The sequence below is a fragment of the Desulfovibrio sp. genome (genome assembly GCF_018379785.1).
Taxonomy (GTDB): Bacteria; Desulfobacterota; Desulfovibrionia; order Desulfovibrionales; family Desulfovibrionaceae; genus Desulfovibrio.
This window is the reverse complement of sequence record NZ_JAGZUV010000018.1, coordinates 19637-35478: the sequence shown is the minus strand read 5'-3', so window position 1 is coordinate 35478 and position 15842 is coordinate 19637. Positions and strand designations below refer to the sequence as shown.

At 61.9% G+C, this 15842-nt stretch carries 17 protein-coding genes; 4 read left to right on the top strand and 13 right to left on the bottom strand.

What is annotated here, in order from left to right; translation table 11 throughout:
* Nucleotides 1-109: 109 nt before the first annotated feature.
* The 6 genes from KH208_RS05580 to KH208_RS05555 all read right to left on the bottom strand — a co-directional run bounded on the left by KH208_RS05580 (nucleotide 110) and on the right by KH208_RS05555 (nucleotide 5994).
* Complete coding sequence (locus KH208_RS05580; RefSeq protein ID WP_291434562.1) at nucleotides 110-1393, bottom strand: SLC13 family permease; 1284 nt, start codon at nucleotides 1391-1393, stop codon at nucleotides 110-112.
* A gap of 96 nt (nucleotides 1394-1489) precedes the next feature.
* Nucleotides 1490-1897, bottom strand: a complete 408-nt coding sequence (locus KH208_RS05575) for a DUF126 domain-containing protein (RefSeq protein WP_291434560.1) — start codon at nucleotides 1895-1897, stop codon at nucleotides 1490-1492.
* Nucleotides 1894-3150: an aconitase X catalytic domain-containing protein gene (locus KH208_RS05570; RefSeq protein ID WP_291434558.1), complete on the bottom strand. Its 1257-nt coding sequence runs from the start codon at nucleotides 3148-3150 to the stop codon at nucleotides 1894-1896. The genes KH208_RS05575 and KH208_RS05570 overlap by 4 nt, the downstream gene beginning before the upstream one ends.
* 200 nt (nucleotides 3151-3350) lie before the next feature.
* On the bottom strand, nucleotides 3351-4118 hold the full coding sequence (locus KH208_RS05565; protein WP_291434555.1) for a GntR family transcriptional regulator: 768 nt from the start codon (nucleotides 4116-4118) through the stop codon (nucleotides 3351-3353).
* A 111-nt stretch (nucleotides 4119-4229) separates the two neighbouring features.
* Entirely contained in the window at nucleotides 4230-5531 is a 1302-nt protein-coding gene (locus tag KH208_RS05560; protein WP_291434553.1) for a Y-family DNA polymerase, read from the bottom strand.
* On the bottom strand, nucleotides 5512-5994 hold the full coding sequence (locus KH208_RS05555; protein ID WP_291434552.1) for a LexA family transcriptional regulator: 483 nt from the start codon (nucleotides 5992-5994) through the stop codon (nucleotides 5512-5514). Before KH208_RS05555 ends, KH208_RS05560 begins: the two co-directional genes overlap by 20 nt.
* A gap of 184 nt (nucleotides 5995-6178) precedes the next feature.
* On the opposite strand from KH208_RS05555, the gene KH208_RS05550 reads away from it, so the two are divergent.
* Together KH208_RS05550 and KH208_RS05545 are read left to right on the top strand one after the other, a co-directional pair.
* Entirely contained in the window at nucleotides 6179-7198 is a 1020-nt protein-coding gene (locus KH208_RS05550; RefSeq protein ID WP_291434550.1) for an FUSC family protein, read from the top strand.
* A gap of 60 nt (nucleotides 7199-7258) precedes the next feature.
* Nucleotides 7259-7525 (top strand): arginase family protein, encoded by a 267-nt coding sequence (locus tag KH208_RS05545; protein WP_291434548.1) that lies wholly within the window; start codon nucleotides 7259-7261, stop codon nucleotides 7523-7525.
* An 86-nt stretch (nucleotides 7526-7611) separates the two neighbouring features.
* On the opposite strand, the gene KH208_RS05540 is transcribed toward KH208_RS05545, so the two are convergent.
* Nucleotides 7612-7845 carry a molecular chaperone DnaJ gene (locus tag KH208_RS05540; RefSeq protein ID WP_291434546.1) on the bottom strand — a complete coding sequence of 78 codons (234 nt, stop codon included), beginning with the start codon at nucleotides 7843-7845 and terminating at the stop codon, nucleotides 7612-7614.
* Between the two features lie 431 nt (nucleotides 7846-8276).
* Between KH208_RS05540 and KH208_RS05535 the strand changes: the two genes are divergently transcribed.
* A complete protein-coding gene (locus tag KH208_RS05535) occupies nucleotides 8277-8969 on the top strand; it encodes a helix-turn-helix transcriptional regulator (RefSeq protein ID WP_291434544.1) in 693 nt (230 codons plus the stop codon).
* 209 nt (nucleotides 8970-9178) lie between these two features.
* Nucleotides 9179-9769 (top strand): lysozyme inhibitor LprI family protein, encoded by a 591-nt coding sequence (locus KH208_RS05530; protein WP_291434542.1) that lies wholly within the window; start codon nucleotides 9179-9181, stop codon nucleotides 9767-9769.
* Nucleotides 9770-10106: 337 nt separating this feature from the next.
* Here the strand turns inward: KH208_RS05530 and KH208_RS05525 are convergent, their stop codons facing one another.
* The 6 genes from KH208_RS05525 to KH208_RS05500 form a co-directional block, all read right to left on the bottom strand.
* Entirely contained in the window at nucleotides 10107-10523 is a 417-nt protein-coding gene (locus tag KH208_RS05525; protein WP_291434540.1) for a 4Fe-4S binding protein, read from the bottom strand.
* 3 nt (nucleotides 10524-10526) lie between these two features.
* Entirely contained in the window at nucleotides 10527-11609 is a 1083-nt protein-coding gene (locus tag KH208_RS05520; RefSeq protein WP_291434538.1) for a nickel-dependent hydrogenase large subunit, read from the bottom strand.
* Nucleotides 11606-12094: an NADH-quinone oxidoreductase subunit C gene (locus KH208_RS05515; RefSeq protein ID WP_291434536.1), complete on the bottom strand. Its 489-nt coding sequence runs from the start codon at nucleotides 12092-12094 to the stop codon at nucleotides 11606-11608. Before KH208_RS05515 ends, KH208_RS05520 begins: the two co-directional genes overlap by 4 nt.
* Nucleotides 12095-12115: 21 nt before the next feature.
* Nucleotides 12116-12679: an NADH-quinone oxidoreductase subunit B family protein gene (locus KH208_RS05510; RefSeq protein WP_291434534.1), complete on the bottom strand. Its 564-nt coding sequence runs from the start codon at nucleotides 12677-12679 to the stop codon at nucleotides 12116-12118.
* A gap of 158 nt (nucleotides 12680-12837) precedes the next feature.
* Nucleotides 12838-13689 (bottom strand): NADH-quinone oxidoreductase subunit H, encoded by an 852-nt coding sequence (locus KH208_RS05505; protein ID WP_009302215.1) that lies wholly within the window; start codon nucleotides 13687-13689, stop codon nucleotides 12838-12840.
* Nucleotides 13689-15641: a proton-conducting transporter membrane subunit gene (locus tag KH208_RS05500; protein WP_291434532.1), complete on the bottom strand. Its 1953-nt coding sequence runs from the start codon at nucleotides 15639-15641 to the stop codon at nucleotides 13689-13691. Before KH208_RS05500 ends, KH208_RS05505 begins: the two co-directional genes overlap by 1 nt.
* Between the last annotated feature and the right edge of the window lie 201 nt (nucleotides 15642-15842).

The following is a 15842-nucleotide window of genomic DNA, read 5'->3' as shown; positions in this document are numbered from 1 at the left end:
CCGCCGACCAATGAAAAAACCCGCCTCCTGAACGGGTCTTTTTCATTGGTCGGCGGAAATAAGGCCGGGCGCGATGGCCCCCGTACCCTCCGCCGTTATTCCTCACGCCTCAGAGCAGGAATGCCAGGAAAGGCAAAACCAGTGCCAGACAGACCACCCAAAGCAGCAAGTCCTTAAAAGTACGGTCCGCTGTTTCGGTTTCGGCCAGGATCAACGCTCCGCCGATATGAAAGGGGCTGGCCGCCATGACCGCGATGCTGCCGGAAAGCAAAGCCAGTTGCATATTCGCCGCTATGGCCTGGACAGCGCTGCCCATGGACTTGATGGCCACCGGTATCACCAGGCCCAGCACGGCCACGGACGAGGATTCAAAATTGGCGATGATGGTCCCCAGCAGACTGATGCCGTAACGGACCAGAGAGGGATTTTCCATGCCTGACAGCGCCGATCCGATGGCGTGCAACACGCCCATTTTCTCCAGCAGACCCACGTACAACAGCACGCCGCCGATCATCAGGGCAATGCCCCACGGCAGTTTGGCAATGGCCTGCTTGCCGTTGGTACGGAAAAGGATCTGCAGCGTCATACCCGCGGCAAAGGCCGTCAGGCCCACGTCAAAACGCCGCAGCACCAGCGTGATGAAACAGAGCACGGCCGCCAAAGAACACCATTGATAGGCTGTCAGCCCGGAGCGCGTCAGGGCCTTGTCCACAGCGCGGGCAGAAGTCGGAAGCACATCCGCCCCGGCCTTCACGGCTGGCTCGACTTGCCCGTTTTGTCCTTTCTGTCGCAACAGCTTCAGGCCGCCGAAGCAGAAAAAACCTGCCAGGCCCACGGCCAGGGCCAATGCGCCCTGGCACAGAAAGAAAAAAACGCTGTCAAAGGCAATGCCGTTTTGGACCGCCTGCACGGCTACCAGATTGCCCCAGGGATTGAAGGGCGAAAAGCCTCCCACGCAAGCGCCCTGAATGACCACTGTGCCCATCAGGGCGGCCCGGATGTTTTCGCGCCGGGCTATTTCCATGGCTACCGGTATGGTGATGGCCAGCGCGGCGGCCGGCAGCGCGCCCACGGCGCAGATCACCGCCGTGAGAAAAGCCATGACCCAGGGCAGCAGAAAGGCCCTGCCGCGCGCCGCCCGTACCATGGCCGTAACAAAGATGTCCGCCAGTCCGCTTTCCTGCACATGGTTCCATAAAAAGGCCACGCCGAGCACCAGAAGCACCAGCTTGGTGGGAAAGCCCGCGTACAGGCTCTTGACCGGCACACCGGCGATCTCAGCCAGCACAAAGGCGGCGGGGATCATGATCAAACCGAGGTTGATATGCTGCCACAGGCTGACGGCGAACACCAGCGCCAGCCAAATCAGGGCGAGTATCTGCAGTGTTGTCATGCCGGGTTCTCCTTGGTCGGGGTTCGGATTCCGGCGGAAAACCGGTGCAATCCCGGCTTCCCGCCGTTCCGGAAGCCGCTTCTCCGGCGGCCGCGGTCAGGACAGTTTTTCGATGCGCAGATGCTCCGGATCAACGCGTACCGTATCGCCCGTACGCAGCATCGTCAGGGCGTCCGGCTGCCAGCCTTCAGTAATGGGGATGCCCGCGAACACCGCTCCCTGGACCATGACGGGATTAAGCTTGCCGAAAACGAATGCCCGGGGCGCGAAGCCCTTGCAGACCAGGTCGCGGAATGCCCAGCCCCCGGCCACGCCGCCCTTGGCCGTGGGGATGACCAGGATTTTATCCTTGATGGATTGCCCTTCCGCGCTGTGTCCCCGCCGGGAAATAACGCCGCTGGTGCGGTCCAGATCATAACGCGGGCTGAAACCCTCCCTGAACACGACAACCTGCCCGCTGACGGTCTGGCCCATGGCGCGCGTGACGATGATGATTTCGTTCATTGCAGTTCTCCTGTGCAGGCAATATCCACGCACTGCGCGGTATGGCGCAGCACGGTATTGAAACGGTGGGCCGTAATGGTGTTGACGATCTTGCCGGAATTGGAAATCAGATTGATCCAGCCGTTCATCTTCCTGATGGCGGAGAGATTCTGGAGCAGATAAAAACAGACGCCTTCCATCAGCCGTACGCCCGCCTCTTCCAGAATCCGCGCATAGCCCAGCCGCCGGGCGTTGGACATGACGCTGTTGTTGGTGGTCACAAATACGTGCATGCCTTTGGCCACCCGGCGTCCCTGGAAAAGCTCCGCCAGACGGCGCATTTCAAAGATGGAAAGTTGCGGACCGGAGAAAACGACCACATTTTCCGCGCCGTCCAGATAGGCATAGTTTTGGTACACCCTGTCCAGATCCTCTGGGGTAACGGTCATGCTCTTTCGCGGCTCCCGGCCGCCGAAGGCTTCCTCACGGCTGCGGGCCTCGGGCGTGACGCCGACCATATGGTACATGGCCATGGAACCGTAGCTCGCCAAGGCGCAGCCCAGATGCTTGAGATCGTCCGGCGAGGGACGCCGCCGCACGCCTTCGAAAACCGGCACGGCGAAGTAGTCCTGATTGGGGTGGCCCACCAGCTTGCCCAGCGCCCCCCAGTCCGCCACATCCCGCATTTCGGCTTCCAGGCGCACCTCGATAGTGCCGCGTCGGCAGGCGTCCAGGTGGAAGCCATAGGCGGGCGTGCGCCCGGTGATGGCCGCCGAAAGACTTGCATTGCCGGATTCGAAATTGGTGCGCGCGCCGAAAATGGAATTGGCGGCAATGACCGTGCCCGTATCGCCCCAGGCCAGGTGTTCGCCCAGGGTCGGCTGATAGTAGGTCTGATAGTTGATGCAGGAATCAATGCGAATCATGCGCAGCTCTTCCAGCAGGCGCATGATTTCCTCCTCCTTGGCCATTTCGCCGCTGTCCTGTCCCAGTACGGCGGCACATTGCATGTCCATGCAGCGCGCGTTGGTCGTGGTGTCCACCGCGCAGCTTCCGCCCAGGGCCTTCAGCCGCCGTAAAAACTCCAGCCCGCCGTCGCCGATCAGCTCGATGTCCGCCATGACGTGCGCATTGGCGACAGGCACGAATTTTTCGGCCTTGAAAAAATTTCCCACCGCAATCTGATAGGCCAGCGCCTCCTTGGCGGCCTCCCCCCGCTCGCCGCGCAGCATGCCTTTTTCCTCATCCGTCAAATGCATTGTCCCGCTATCCATGTCTGCCTCCTTCAGGAGTTGACGGCGCGGCCGGATGGCCGCACCGGTATTGGCCTGGAACGCACGCGCCCTTCCGGGGACGCGGCGGCTTTTATTTATTTTCTTTTATAAGCATACAATAGCATACATTTTACTCTAAAAAAATTTTGCCGAATGCGCCGCCCAGACTAAAAGCCCTGCGCGGCAAGGGAAGAGACGTTTCAGACGCCGGCCACCTCCCCGCCCAGATGCACGCTGAGGCGATAAATGTCCGGGCGCAGGAAATGGGTGGTGAATTCCAGGGGATTGCCCGCCGCGTCCCTGGTAATGCGTTCCAGCACCAACAGGGACGTGCTGGGGGAAACTTCCAGCAGGTCGCTGATATTTTTGGGCGGCTGCTCGCAACTGACCAGAAATTCCGAGCCCATCGGTTCCTGCGCGAATTTTTCCCGCAGCATCCTGTACACCGGCGTGGACTCCACGTCCGCCGAACTGATGTGGTTGCCGATGGTGTACGGCAGGCAGACCCGCGCCACGGCATGCGGAATGCCCCGCGAGACGTAGAGGCGGTCGAAACGCAGGACGGGCCGGGGCCAGTCGCGCAACTTTTCCGGCAGGGGCACCTCCCTGCCCAGCCAGCCGAAGTCGATCATCTGCGTCCGCACATCCTCTCCGTTGCGGCGGAAGGTGTCCATAAAGGCGGAAACGCGGTCAATGGAGTGAATGATGCACGGCACGGCACGCGCGATAAACGTCCCCTTGCCGGGGCTACGTACCAGCAGCCCCTCTTCCACCAGGCGCTGCAAGGCCTTGCGGATAGTGGAACGTCCCACCTGGAAAAAACGGGTCAGCTCGGCCTCGGTGGGAACGCGCTCCCCCGGACGCATACCCACGAAATGGGCGCGCAACCGGTCCGCGGCCTGCTCATACAGGGAGCGGGCGCTTTCGCGTTCCAGACTTTCCGTGGCGGGAAGCTTACCGCATGGCATATCTATCACCTATCACCTGCATACAATAAGGAACATTTATTCCCTGATACCCGCGCCGTGCAGCCCTGTCAAGCCCGGCAAAAAATATTTTGCCGTTTACCTGATGCCGTTTCAGCAGCGCGCCAGGGGCAACTCCTTCCAGTCCGTGGTCAGGCGGGGGGAACAATGCTCCCGGCGCATATGCCAGGGGGCCTCGCCCAGGCCCTGGGCGCCGAAGGCCACGGCATCCCTGCCGAAACGCCGGTTGATGGCGTCCAGAGACGCCATCAGGCGGTCCCGCCGTTGTCGGCGCTCCGCGTTTTCCGGCACCAGCAGGCTGCCCTGAAGGCGGTCTTCGGCCTCCAGGTCAAAGAGCATGACCCCGGCCTTGGCGTAGCCGAAGCCGGGGCGGTAGATACGCTCCAGACCGTGCATGGCGGCGTTGATCAGGCTCAGGCTGTCCGCCGTGGGAGCGGGAAAGCGCAGTTGAACCGTCTGATCGTAAAACCGCGCGTTTTCATGGCGGGAAGTACGGATATGCACGGCCATGCCTCCGGCCACAAGGCCCTCCCGACGCAGGCGCGCCCCGGCGCGCGCGGCAAAGCAGGACAAAGCCTGGGCCAGCATGGCACGCCCACGGACTTTGTTCGCAAAGGAGCGTGAGGACATCAGGGCCTTGCGGGGCGCGGGCGCATTGCCCTCCCCGATGCAGGGCAGACCGCGCAGTTCCAGGGCCGTGCGCCAGCCCGCCACGGTGAGCCGCTTGCGCAGCCAGAGGTCCCCGGCCCGTTTCAGGTCCAGGGCCGTGCGCACGCCCTCGACCCGAAGCCGCCTGGCCTGCCCGCGCCCCACGCCCCAAATCTCATCCACGGGCGTCCCGGCCAGCACGGCGTCAATGTCCTCCTCCGGCCTGGCCAGGGAAAAAACGCCGTCATAGACGGTTCTGCTTTTGGCCACATGGTTGGCCACCTTGGCCAGAGTGCGCGTTTCCGCCAGGCCGATGGACACGCTGATGCCGGTCCAGCGCAAAATGGTCGCCCGCAGGGCGCGGCTGAATTGGGGCAGATTGGCCCGCAGGGGCGCATCCAGACGAAGAAAGGCCTCGTCAATGGAATACGGCTCCACCGCCGGGCAGTGCTGCTCCAGAATGGCGAGAATACGCGTGGAAATATCCCCGTACAGGGCGTAGTTGGAGGAAAAAACCGCCACGCCCAGTTCCTTGAGCAGCGGGCGGACCTTGAACTCCGGCGCGCCCATGGGAATGCCCAGGGCCTTGGCCTCGGCGGAACGGGAGACGATGCAGCCGTCGTTGTTGGAAAGCACCACCACCGGCCGGTCGGCCAGATCCGGCCGGAACAGCTTCTCGCAGGAGGCGTAGAAGTTGTTGCAGTCCACCAGGGCCCAGAGCGGCTTTTTACAATTTATGGATGACATGGGTCACCACGCCCCAGATATGCACATATTCGCGCTCCGTGATGTCGATGGGCGAAAAGCACGGATTTTCCGGGGCCAGCAGCACCCGCCCGGCGCGCCGCAGCAGTCGTTTGACGGTCAGTTCGCCGTCCAGGGCGGCAATGACCACCCGCCTGTGCCCGGCCTCCACCGAGCGGTCCACAATGAGCAGATCCCCGTCGTGGATGCCCGCGCCCAGCATGGAATCACCGTGCGCGCGCAAAAAAAAGGTGGCCGCCTCATTGCGCACCAGATATTCGTGCAGGTCGAGCTTGCGGTCCAGATCGTCCTCCGCCGGTGAGGGAAAACCCGCCTCCACGGGCGAAAGATACAGCGGCAGGCCCTCGCGCCCGCCTGGGCGCACCGGGGCCGACGCGCCCAGCAGTTCAAGAGCGGGAGAAAAGGACGGCGTATTCATACCCTCTTGATAGCGGCAGAAGCCCATGCCGGCAAGTGCCCGGCCGGGACGCCGCGCCCCTCAGCATCGGACCGCGCCGCATTGACGGGCGCATCCCCGGCATTGTAGGTCTGAATCAGCGCGAATCCGCTTTGATGCCATAGCATTTCAGAGCATCGCTTCAAACAGACGAGACGTTGCGGACGGCAAACCGCCCGCAACCGGAGGATATATGAGGTTTACGTCCCGGTTCAAGGAAAATGCCGCCACAGTGTGCAACGGCCTGCTCTTCGCCGTGGCCCTGACCACGCCCGTGGTCCTGGGAGTGGCATTTCAGGCTTTTTCCCTGGTCTCCGCCGCCTCGTTCGGCGCCATGTTCGCCCTGCTCATCGCGCCCCGGCACGGAGCCCTGGCCCGCGTGGTGGGCATCAGCGCGGGGGGCCTGCTGGTAGTGCTGGCCGCCGCCCTGGGCATTGCCCTGCAAGGCCGGCACGACCTTGTGCTGGTTCTGCTTTTCCTGCTCAGCTGGCTGGCGGCCCTGCCCAGACCGGATCAGGCCTATCTGGGCCTGATGGTCAAATACGTGGCGTCTTCCGTATTGCTGACCTCTTTCGGTTTTTCCGCCACCCTGCCCATGGCCCTGGCTTTTCTCGGCGGCATTGCGCTGGGCATCTGTCTCAGCCTGGCGAGCATGCTCTTTGAGGCGGACGACGCCACCACCCCGCTGGAAGAGTTCAAGGCCTTTCTGCACGGGGCCACCAACGGCCGCCTGTTCGGCGTGGCCGTGCCCGTGACGGTGCTGTTCTCCACCCTAGCGGCGCGGTATTTCTCCTTCAGCGACCCGGCCTGGGTGGGCCTGACCGTACTCTTCGTCATGCACAGCGACGGCGCCACGGAGCTGTTCCGGATCTGGGCGCGAACCCTGGGTACCCTGGCGGGCGTGCTGGTTTCCGCCGTGATCCTCTACAATGTGACCGCCCCCCTGCATATCGCCGTGGCCATCGGGGTGGCGGCCTTTGCCATGCCCTATGCCAAGGGCCATTACGTGCTGTTCAGCTTTGTCATCACCTGCGCGGTGCTGCTGCTCATCGACATTTCCATGTTCCAGATGGGCGGGGATATGTCCCTGCTGCGCTGGCGGCTCATTGACACGGTCATTGCCTGCGCCTGCGTGCTGCTCTCCAACCTCACGCTTCGGCTGATCCGCAGACTGCGCCACCGGGGAGAGCCCCCGGCGGGGCAGGCGGCATAATTTCACGGCATATGACCGAAAGGCCCCCTGAACGCGAAGTTCAGGGGGCCTTTCGGCGTTATGGTCCGTGAATTGCGGCCGCCCGCCTCCAGAGCTCGTTGGCGGCCGGGCACCGGTACGCCGGAAGTGGAAGGCTTCACCACCCATGAAGGGCTGAGCCTGCTGCGGGCCGTCTGCCGGGAAGCCCAGACTGTGGGCATGGATCTGGTGGAAGTGTTGCCGGACAAGGACCCGTCCGGCATCACGGCTCTGGCCGGTGCCTCCATGATCCACGCCTTTCTGGCGGCCCTGGCGGGTAAAAAGGCAGCCAAGCAACCGGCAGCCTGAGAACGTATCCGCCGAGGCTTGACGCAAAAGACCCCGAAGCGCGCAAGGCGTTCCGGGGTCTTTTGTTTGAAATGCAAGGGGAAGAGCTATACTGTGCCGCTGCCCTTGCAGACCGGACAGGGCGTGCTGTTGCCGCAGTGCGGGCAACTCACGGGCGTGACCTTGCCGTTGCCCCGGCAGCGGGGACAGGGCAGATCGCCATACTCCGTCCGGATCACGCCCTTGCCGGTGCATTCGGGACACACGGGCTTACGCTGACCGTTCCAACAAGCTCCGCAGGAAATTCTGCCGGTGCCGTCGCATTTTTCACAGAGCTGCATGGCGCGCTCCTCATCATGGGAAAAAGGTTGTAAAAAGACGCGCGGATACGGTCCGTGCCGACCGCCATCTCCACCACGTGAGCCTGGATAACCTGATGGACGCCGCATGGTCAATGGCCCCGCCCCCGTATGTTCTCCCCTGTCTGCTTGTAAAAATTTCGAGCAGGGTTATGCTCTCAACTTTCGCTGACGCGCCGCGGCTACGCCGCCGCAAAATCCTACGGGTTTTGTGTGCCTGATTTTCAAATGAGCCACTCCCCTGATCCGGCGCGCGGCCAACAGCCGTTGAATCAATTTTTAATGAAGTAAAGGGCTTGCCGGCAACAATTTAAATTGATAGTCTTCATCTAAAATTTACTGACATCAATATAAAGAGAACAGGCGCAACTTTTTGCGCAGTCCGGCTCTGCCGCACCATGACGAGGCTTGCCATGTCCGACACAATCTCCTTTTCCCAGACTCTGGCCCGGCTGATGCGGGCTCTTGACGCCGCCAGCGAGGCTGAGCTGGCCCGCGCCCTGGGCATCACGCCCCAATCCGTCAGCGGCGCGCGCAAACGCGGTGAAGTGCCTCCGGCCTGGATTCAGACCTGCGCCGCGCAAACGGGCGTCAACGCCCACTGGCTTTTTTTCGGCAGCGGTCCCATGCGCCTGCCCGAAGCCGCGGAAGGCGAACTGCCCAGTATGCAGGAAGATTGCGAAACCGAGTTGATCACCGTGCCGCTGGCCGAGGCCCGTTTGTCCGCCGGCACCGGCAGTCTGGAAGTCAGCAGCAACAGCAGCGAGGGCGGCTATGCCTTCCGCGGCGACTTTCTGCGCCGCAAGGGCAACCCCCGGCGCATGGTCCTGATGCGGGTGTCCGGCGACAGCATGGTGCCGGAGATCTTCGATAACGACCTGGTTCTGCTGGATCGGGGCCAGACGGAAATCAGCCCGGGCCGTCTCTATGCCGTGGGTTTTGAAGACGCCATCTACATCAAGCGCATCGACAAACTGCCCGGCAAGATCATCCTGCACAGCGTCAATCCGGCCTATCCGCCCCTGAGCCTGGATCTGCGCGGCGACTGCGCAGATCAATTCCGGGTCATCGGCCGCGTGCTCTGGTCCGGCCGAGAATACCGCTGACCCAAGGGCGCCGTCCCGTGCCAGGGGCTGACTGATTTCCGCCGACCTCAGCCGACCGTTACGACCGAAGCCGGGAATCATGCCCGGCGCGGAGTCAGGTCGAACCTCGTCGTTATCGGAATCCGGCACCGCTTGCGCCCGCTCCTTGTCTCGGCTAGGCTGAATGTCGGCAAAAATTGCGGCCATGGCCGCGCGCAAAGGAGTTGTCCATGCTGAAACATTGTGCGGCATCCGCTCTTCAGGCTCTCCTGCTGCTGGCTGTAGCTGCATTGCTCCCGGCGCTTGCCGGGTCAGCGTCGGCGGCTGCCGCCGCTTCCGCGCAATCGCCTCCGGCGACAACGCCCGCCGAAACTCCCCGCGCGGTTATTCCCGCCGCGCCGGACGCCGTGGAACCTTCCGATGACGCCACCCCGGATACGGGCCAGGATGTTGCGGGGGACGCGGAAAACGCCGCCGAAGTTGATCGCCTGCTCAGCCGGGAATTCCGTGTCTGCATGGATGCGGCGGCGGGCATCACCGTGCCCATGCAGGACTGCATGAACGCCGAGGTGGAACGCCTGGAGAAGCACATGGCCGAACAGCGCGCCCGCATTGCTCCCGCCCTCTCCGAAGAACGGGCCAAGGCCCTCAATGACGCGCTTGAAGCCTGGGAAAATCTGCGCAAAAACGGCTCCGCCGCCATGTACGATCCGGACGGCGGTACGCTTGCCACGGTGATTTCCTCGCTCTGGTATCTGGAGCAGACCGCGCGCATGTCTCGTTGGCTGGACGATATGCTGAACAGCGCCACCCCACAGTAACTTGGAGCAATTCACTGTCAGCCTGTTGCGGGCGACGCCTTCAAAGGTCAAGAGGACACGCCCCATTTGAACCCCTCTTTCCCAAAAAGATTCTCTTGCACACCAAGTTACCGGAAGAAAATAAAAAGGCGGATCCGTTTGCAGGTCCGCCTTTTTATTTTCTTCCGGTAACAAAAAAGAATCTTCGCCAGGAGCTGTTGCTAAATTGAGGAATTTTGGCTTTCCGGCAAGGAAGGCAAGTTTTTTGCGGCGGGAGTGTACTCTTCAGGTACTCGACCAGAGCAAAAAACGAGTTTGACGCAGCCGGAAGTCAAAAGAACCAATTTAGAAACAGCCTCTAGTCGGCCTCTCCCTCCGTCTTGACCGCCGCTGCGGCGGCGTCCGTCCTGGCTTTGGCCGCATCGGCCTTGGCCTTTTTGACGCGCGGCGTGCCGGTGCGCAGCACCTGGAACTTGCGTACCGAGGGCTTGCGGTGGATGGACTCCTGCTTCAAGCATTTGGTGGGGCATTTTTCCACACAGGCCGAGCAGTACACGCAGAGGAAGGGGTCATATTCCCAGCGTCCCGCCTTGGCATCCACGGTAATCGCGCCTGTGGGGCAGACCCGGGTGCAGGTGGAGCAGAAAATGCAGGCTTGCACGTCATTGTGGATGACGCCCCGGTAGGCCGGGAAGGGTTCGCGCTCCTCCAGCGGATACAGCCGCGTGGCGGGCTTGCCGGACAAATTGCGCAATACGTTTTTGAGCATATACATGGGCTACCTCTCTGTGCAGGAAATGCACGGGTCAATGCTCAGCACGATCACCGGCACGTCGGGCAGTTTGCAGCCGGGCAGCATGTGCAGCAGGGCCGGAATATTGGCAAAAGTGGGCGTGCGCACGCGCATGCGCTCCAGCATCTTGGTGCCGTTGGCCCGCACGTAGTAGAAGAGCTCGCCGCGCGGCTGCTCCACCCGGAAGATGGATTCGCCGTCCGGGTTGCCGGGCAGTTTGACGGTCAGCTCGCTGTCGGGCAGGCGGTTCAGGGCTTCGCGGATCAGGTCGATGGAGTGCAGCACTTCATAAAAGCGCACCTTGGAACGGGCATAGCAGTCGCCGTCCTGCTCCACCACGGGGATGAAGTTGAGGTCGTTGTAGGCCGCGTAGCCGTGCATGCGCTCGTCGATTTCCCAGCCGCTGCCGCGCAGGGTGGGCCCGGCCGCGCCCAGCAGGCGGGCGTCGTCCTTGCTCAGCAGGCCGATGCCGCGCGTGCGTTCCTGCACGGTGTAATCGTCAAGCATGGTGCTGGTCAGCTCACGCATGCCCCGCTCCAACGCGTCGAGCTGCTCCAGCATCCAGCGGATCTGGTCCGGACTGAGGTCGCGACGCACGCCGCCCACCACATTGACCGACAGGATCACACGATTGCCCGCCGTGGCTTCGCAGATGTCCATGACGTGCTCGCGAATGCGCCAGAACTGCTGGAATACGCTTTCAAAGCCGAAGGCGTCCGCAAACAGACCCAGCCAGAGCAGATGGGAATGGATGCGGTGCAGTTCGGACCAGACCACCCGCAGGAACTGGGCACGCGGTGGGGCCGTGACGCCCAGCATGTCCTCAATGGCATTGCAGTAACAGTTGGCGTGGATGCAGGAGCAGATGCCGCAGATGCGCTCCACCACAAAGACCATCTGATTGAAGTCCTTGTTGCGGACCAGGCTTTCCAGGCCACGGTGCACAAAGCCGAGTTGCGGCACGGCCTGCACCACGGTTTCGTCCTCCACCACGAATTTGATGTGCAGCGGCTCCGGCAGTACCGGATGCTGCGGCCCGAAGGGAATGACGGTGGTGCGGTTGCTCATGCTTGCTCTCCTTTGGCGGCTTCGCCGCCCTCAGGCGCGGGCGCGGGCGTTTTGGCCCCGGCCGGGCGCTTCACCGCGGTCATGGTGAAGTAAGGCCCGCGCGTGACTTCGCCCTCCAGATACATGCCGCCCTGGTAGTCCAGGGGCAGGCCCTCAAAGCGCACCCCGAACTGATCCTGGGTCTCGTTTTCAATGAGCACCGCGCAGAAATAGACCGAGGAGATGCTGGGGATGAGCTGTTCCTTGTCCACATCCATACGCAGATGGTGCATCCCCTTGGCGTCGCGGGGCGACCAGTGGCAGAGGTCGGAGTTGCAGCGCAGATCCGTCATGGTCAGATTTTCGTCAAAGTGATAGTAAAGACGCAGGGTATGCTCGTCGAGCACGGTCTGCGACATGGTCACAAAACGGTATTTGGCGTCCGCCAGACGCCGCACCTCGGTGAGCAGCGTTTCAGGCGTGACGGGCGTGGCTTCGAAAAACATGGCTTTTGTCCTTTACCGGGCTCAACCCGCGTTGTTCATGTGCGCCGCAGTGTCCGGCTCTTGTCCGCTGTTGTCTCCCACGGCTCCGGCAGGCGTTCCGTCGTCGGCGTCGCCGGGCATCAGCATGGGCTCGGGCGCGGGGCCCAGGCCCATCTTGGCCTTGAGCACGTCCAGGGCCGTGACCACTCCGTCGATGATGGCCTCGGGCTTGGGCGGACAGCCGGGCACAAAAACATCCACGGGAATCACGTTGTACGCCCCGTTGAGGATGTTGTAACTGTCCTTGAAGACGCCGCCGGAAAGATTGCACGCGCCGATGGAAACCACGGCCTTGGGTTCGGGCATCTGGTCGTAGATCTGCTTGAGCACATGCCGGTTGCGGTGATTGACCGTGCCGGTGACCAGCAATACGTCGGCGTGCTTGGGGTTGCCGGTATTGACCACGCCGAAACGCTCCACGTCGTACATGGGCGTCAGACAGGCCAGCACTTCGATATCGCAGCCGTTGCAGGAGCCGCAGTCAAAATGGATGATCCACGGCGACTTGAGCCGGCTCCGTTTGATCATTGCATCGAGGAATCCCATAGTCCGGCCTCCTTAGGGGCGGTTTCTAAATGAGGATTTTCGTTCTCTGCCAAGGAAGGCGAGTCCTGGGCGGAGGGAGCATATTCAAACATATTCGACCTTCGCACGGGGCGAGCCTGACGCAGGCAGAGGGCGGAAGGACAAGTTAGAAACAGTCCCTAGGCCACGTAGAGCCACAAAAGGTTCACCAGCGCGAGCCCCATGCCCACCAGCAGCGATTGCTTCTGCACCATCCACTGCCAGGTCAGACGGGCGGTAATGTTGTCGATGAGGATTTCCGTAAACAGCGAGGCGGCCACCAGGATGGCCATGCCGATGACGCTGGTGTGCCAGAACACGGCGCAGAGCCCGAGAATCAGCACCAGGTCCAGCCAGTGGCCGATTTCGATCAAGGCCAGGAAAGGGCCGGAGTATTCGGTCTGCACGCCGCGCACCAGTTCCTGATGGCCGTGGTGACCGGCGGAAAGGTCAAAGGGTGATTTGCGCAGCTTGATGGTCAGGGCATAGCCCAGCGCCAGGAACAGCAGGGGCATTTTCAGCAGCAGAGGCGAATCCAGCTTGAAGACATCCGAAAGCATGAAGGACCCCGTGCACATGGCAAAGCCCACGAAGACCATAATCAGAATGGGTTCGTAGGCCAGCATCAGCAGCAGTTCGCGCTGCGCGCCCACCTGGCTGTAGGGCGAGGGCACGCAGATGGCGCCCACCACCTGAAAAACCGCGCCCACGGTGAGCACGAAAAAGAGCAGCAGCAGATCCCCGCCCATAAAGAAGATGAACAGGGCCAGCGCCGAGGAAAGCAGATAGATGTAGGCGCTGAACACCAGCCAGGCATTGGTCACCCTGGCCTGTTTGCCGAAAAGTTTGAGCACGTCGTAAAAGGGCTGGAGCAGCGGCGGTCCCTGGCGCGACTGCAGGCGCGCCGTGATGCGGCGGTCCACCCCGCTGAGCAGGCCGCCCGCAAAGGGGGCCAGTATCAATCCGCCGATGGCGCCGAAGATGGTGAGCATCACAGCAGACCTCCTACCAAGACGATCAGAAAGGCCGTGGAAATAATGTCGATGGCTCGGGTAATCTTGCCCTCGCCCACGTACTGGGCCAGATAGTAATTGGCGGCGCGGGCCGGTTCAAAGACATTCATGGGGCCCTTGAAGCCCACTTCGCCGTTGCGCTCCTCCGCCAGGCCGGAGAAGTACGGCAGGCTGTGCGCGCCTTCCGGCACCTTCCTCGCCGCCCGCCAGGCCAGCCATGCCCCCCCTGCCAGCAGAATGAAGAGCAGATAGAGCCAGGCCATGCCTTCCGCGCCGGTAATGCCCGCGCCGGGGATGAAGCCCTGGAGGTTGAGGCGGGCATACAGGCCGGTGACCGAGGGAGCCACGAAGGTCTTCAGCACCAGGGGCGAGATGAAGGAAAAGAGCAGCGCCAGGCCGCAGAGCGCGCAGAGGGCGAAAAAGACCGAAGCGCGCGGATTGCCCTTGGCCGGGTGCTCGTGCAGGTTGGCCGAGGAAACCAGGATGCCGGCCCAGCGCGCCCAGAACAGCACGGTGAAGGCCGAGCCCAGAGCGATGAAGAAAATGATCGGGGTCATGGCCTGGGTGGCCCTGGCGATGGCCTCAATGGCCATCCACTTGCCGATGAGCATGCCGAAGGGCGGCAGCATCATGGTGAAAATGCCGATGGCCGTGATGATGGCCGTACGCGGCATGACGCTGTAGAGGCCGCGCATGTCCTCGATATCGCGCGAGCCGATGCGCTGCTCGATGGCGCCCACGCTCATGAACAACAGGCCCTTGGACACCGAATGGTAAATAATGATCATGGTGGCCGCGACCATGGAGGCCGGGGTGTTGATGCCCACGCAGGCGATGATCAGGCCCAGATTGGATATGGTGGAATAGGCCAGGATTTTCTTGGCGTTGCTCTGGCTGACCGCCAACATGCAGGTGCCCACAAAGGTGAATGCCCCGAACAGGGCCACGATGGTGGACATGGTGGTGCCGGCGAAGGCCGGAGCCATGCGCAGCAGCAGGTAAGTGCCCGCCTTGACCATGGTGGCCGAGTGCAGCAGAGCCGACACCGGCGTGGGCGCGACCATGGCCCCGCACAACCAGCTCTCAAAGGGCACCTGGGCCGATTTGGTGAAGGCCGCCAGGCAAAGAAAGGCAAAGGGCAGCAGCATGGCCGTGCTTTTCACGTCCAGAGCCACCATCTTCTGCAGCACCAGTTCCGTGGAAAGCGTGCCCAGGCTCTTCTGGATGAAAAGCATGGCCGACACAAAGGCCAGGCCGCCCAGCACGTTCATCCACAGGGCCCGGTAGGCATTGGCCTCGGCCTCCTTGGTACGGTCGTGGCCGATGAGCCAGAAGGAACAGAGCGTGGTCATCTCCCAGAAAAAGAACATCCAGGAGAGGTTGTTGCAGAGCACCAGGCCGTTCATGGCCCCCAGGAAACAGAAAATGATGGCAAAAAAGCGCGGCTGCCGCGAGGTGCGCAGATGCAGATGCTCTTCATGGATATCCATGTAACCCAGGCCGTAAATGGTTATCAGCCCGCCCACCACGGAGATGATGATCACCATGATCAGGGACAGCCCGTCGGGAGCGAAGGCGGTAACCGGCGCGCCGTGGTCCATGAGCACGGCCTTGAGGTAGATCAGGCCCACCAGTTGCAGGGCTGTCATGCCCATGACCAGGCGGCTGCCCAACTTCCAGCCCAGGGCCAGAATATAGAGCAGCAGGATGAAATCGAGCAGGGTCAGCACATTGTCCAGGGGCAGGCCGAAGAGTTCACGCGCCTCCAGGTGGAACGCGCCATGGGCTCCCAGCCCCACAGCCGCCAGCGCCATGACGGTCACGGCCGCGGGCACCAGCAGTTTTCGGATTGCGCCGCTGCGGGCATAGTACAACACTATGCCGATGATAAACGGCAAAACGACACAGCAAAAAACAAGAATATCGAGCATATCCACCTCACCGGACGTGAGTTGTGAAAAACTTCACCGATAACGCATCGTAACACAAAAGAAAGAAACGTATCCTCCTTGCATTCCATAAAGCGGATAATTTTTTTATTTCTATCAGTGCAGAGGAGTTGCGTCAATGCAGCTTCCGGTCTTTTGCTCATTGAGCAGCTGATGAATTTGAGATGAAAATCACATTCTCCT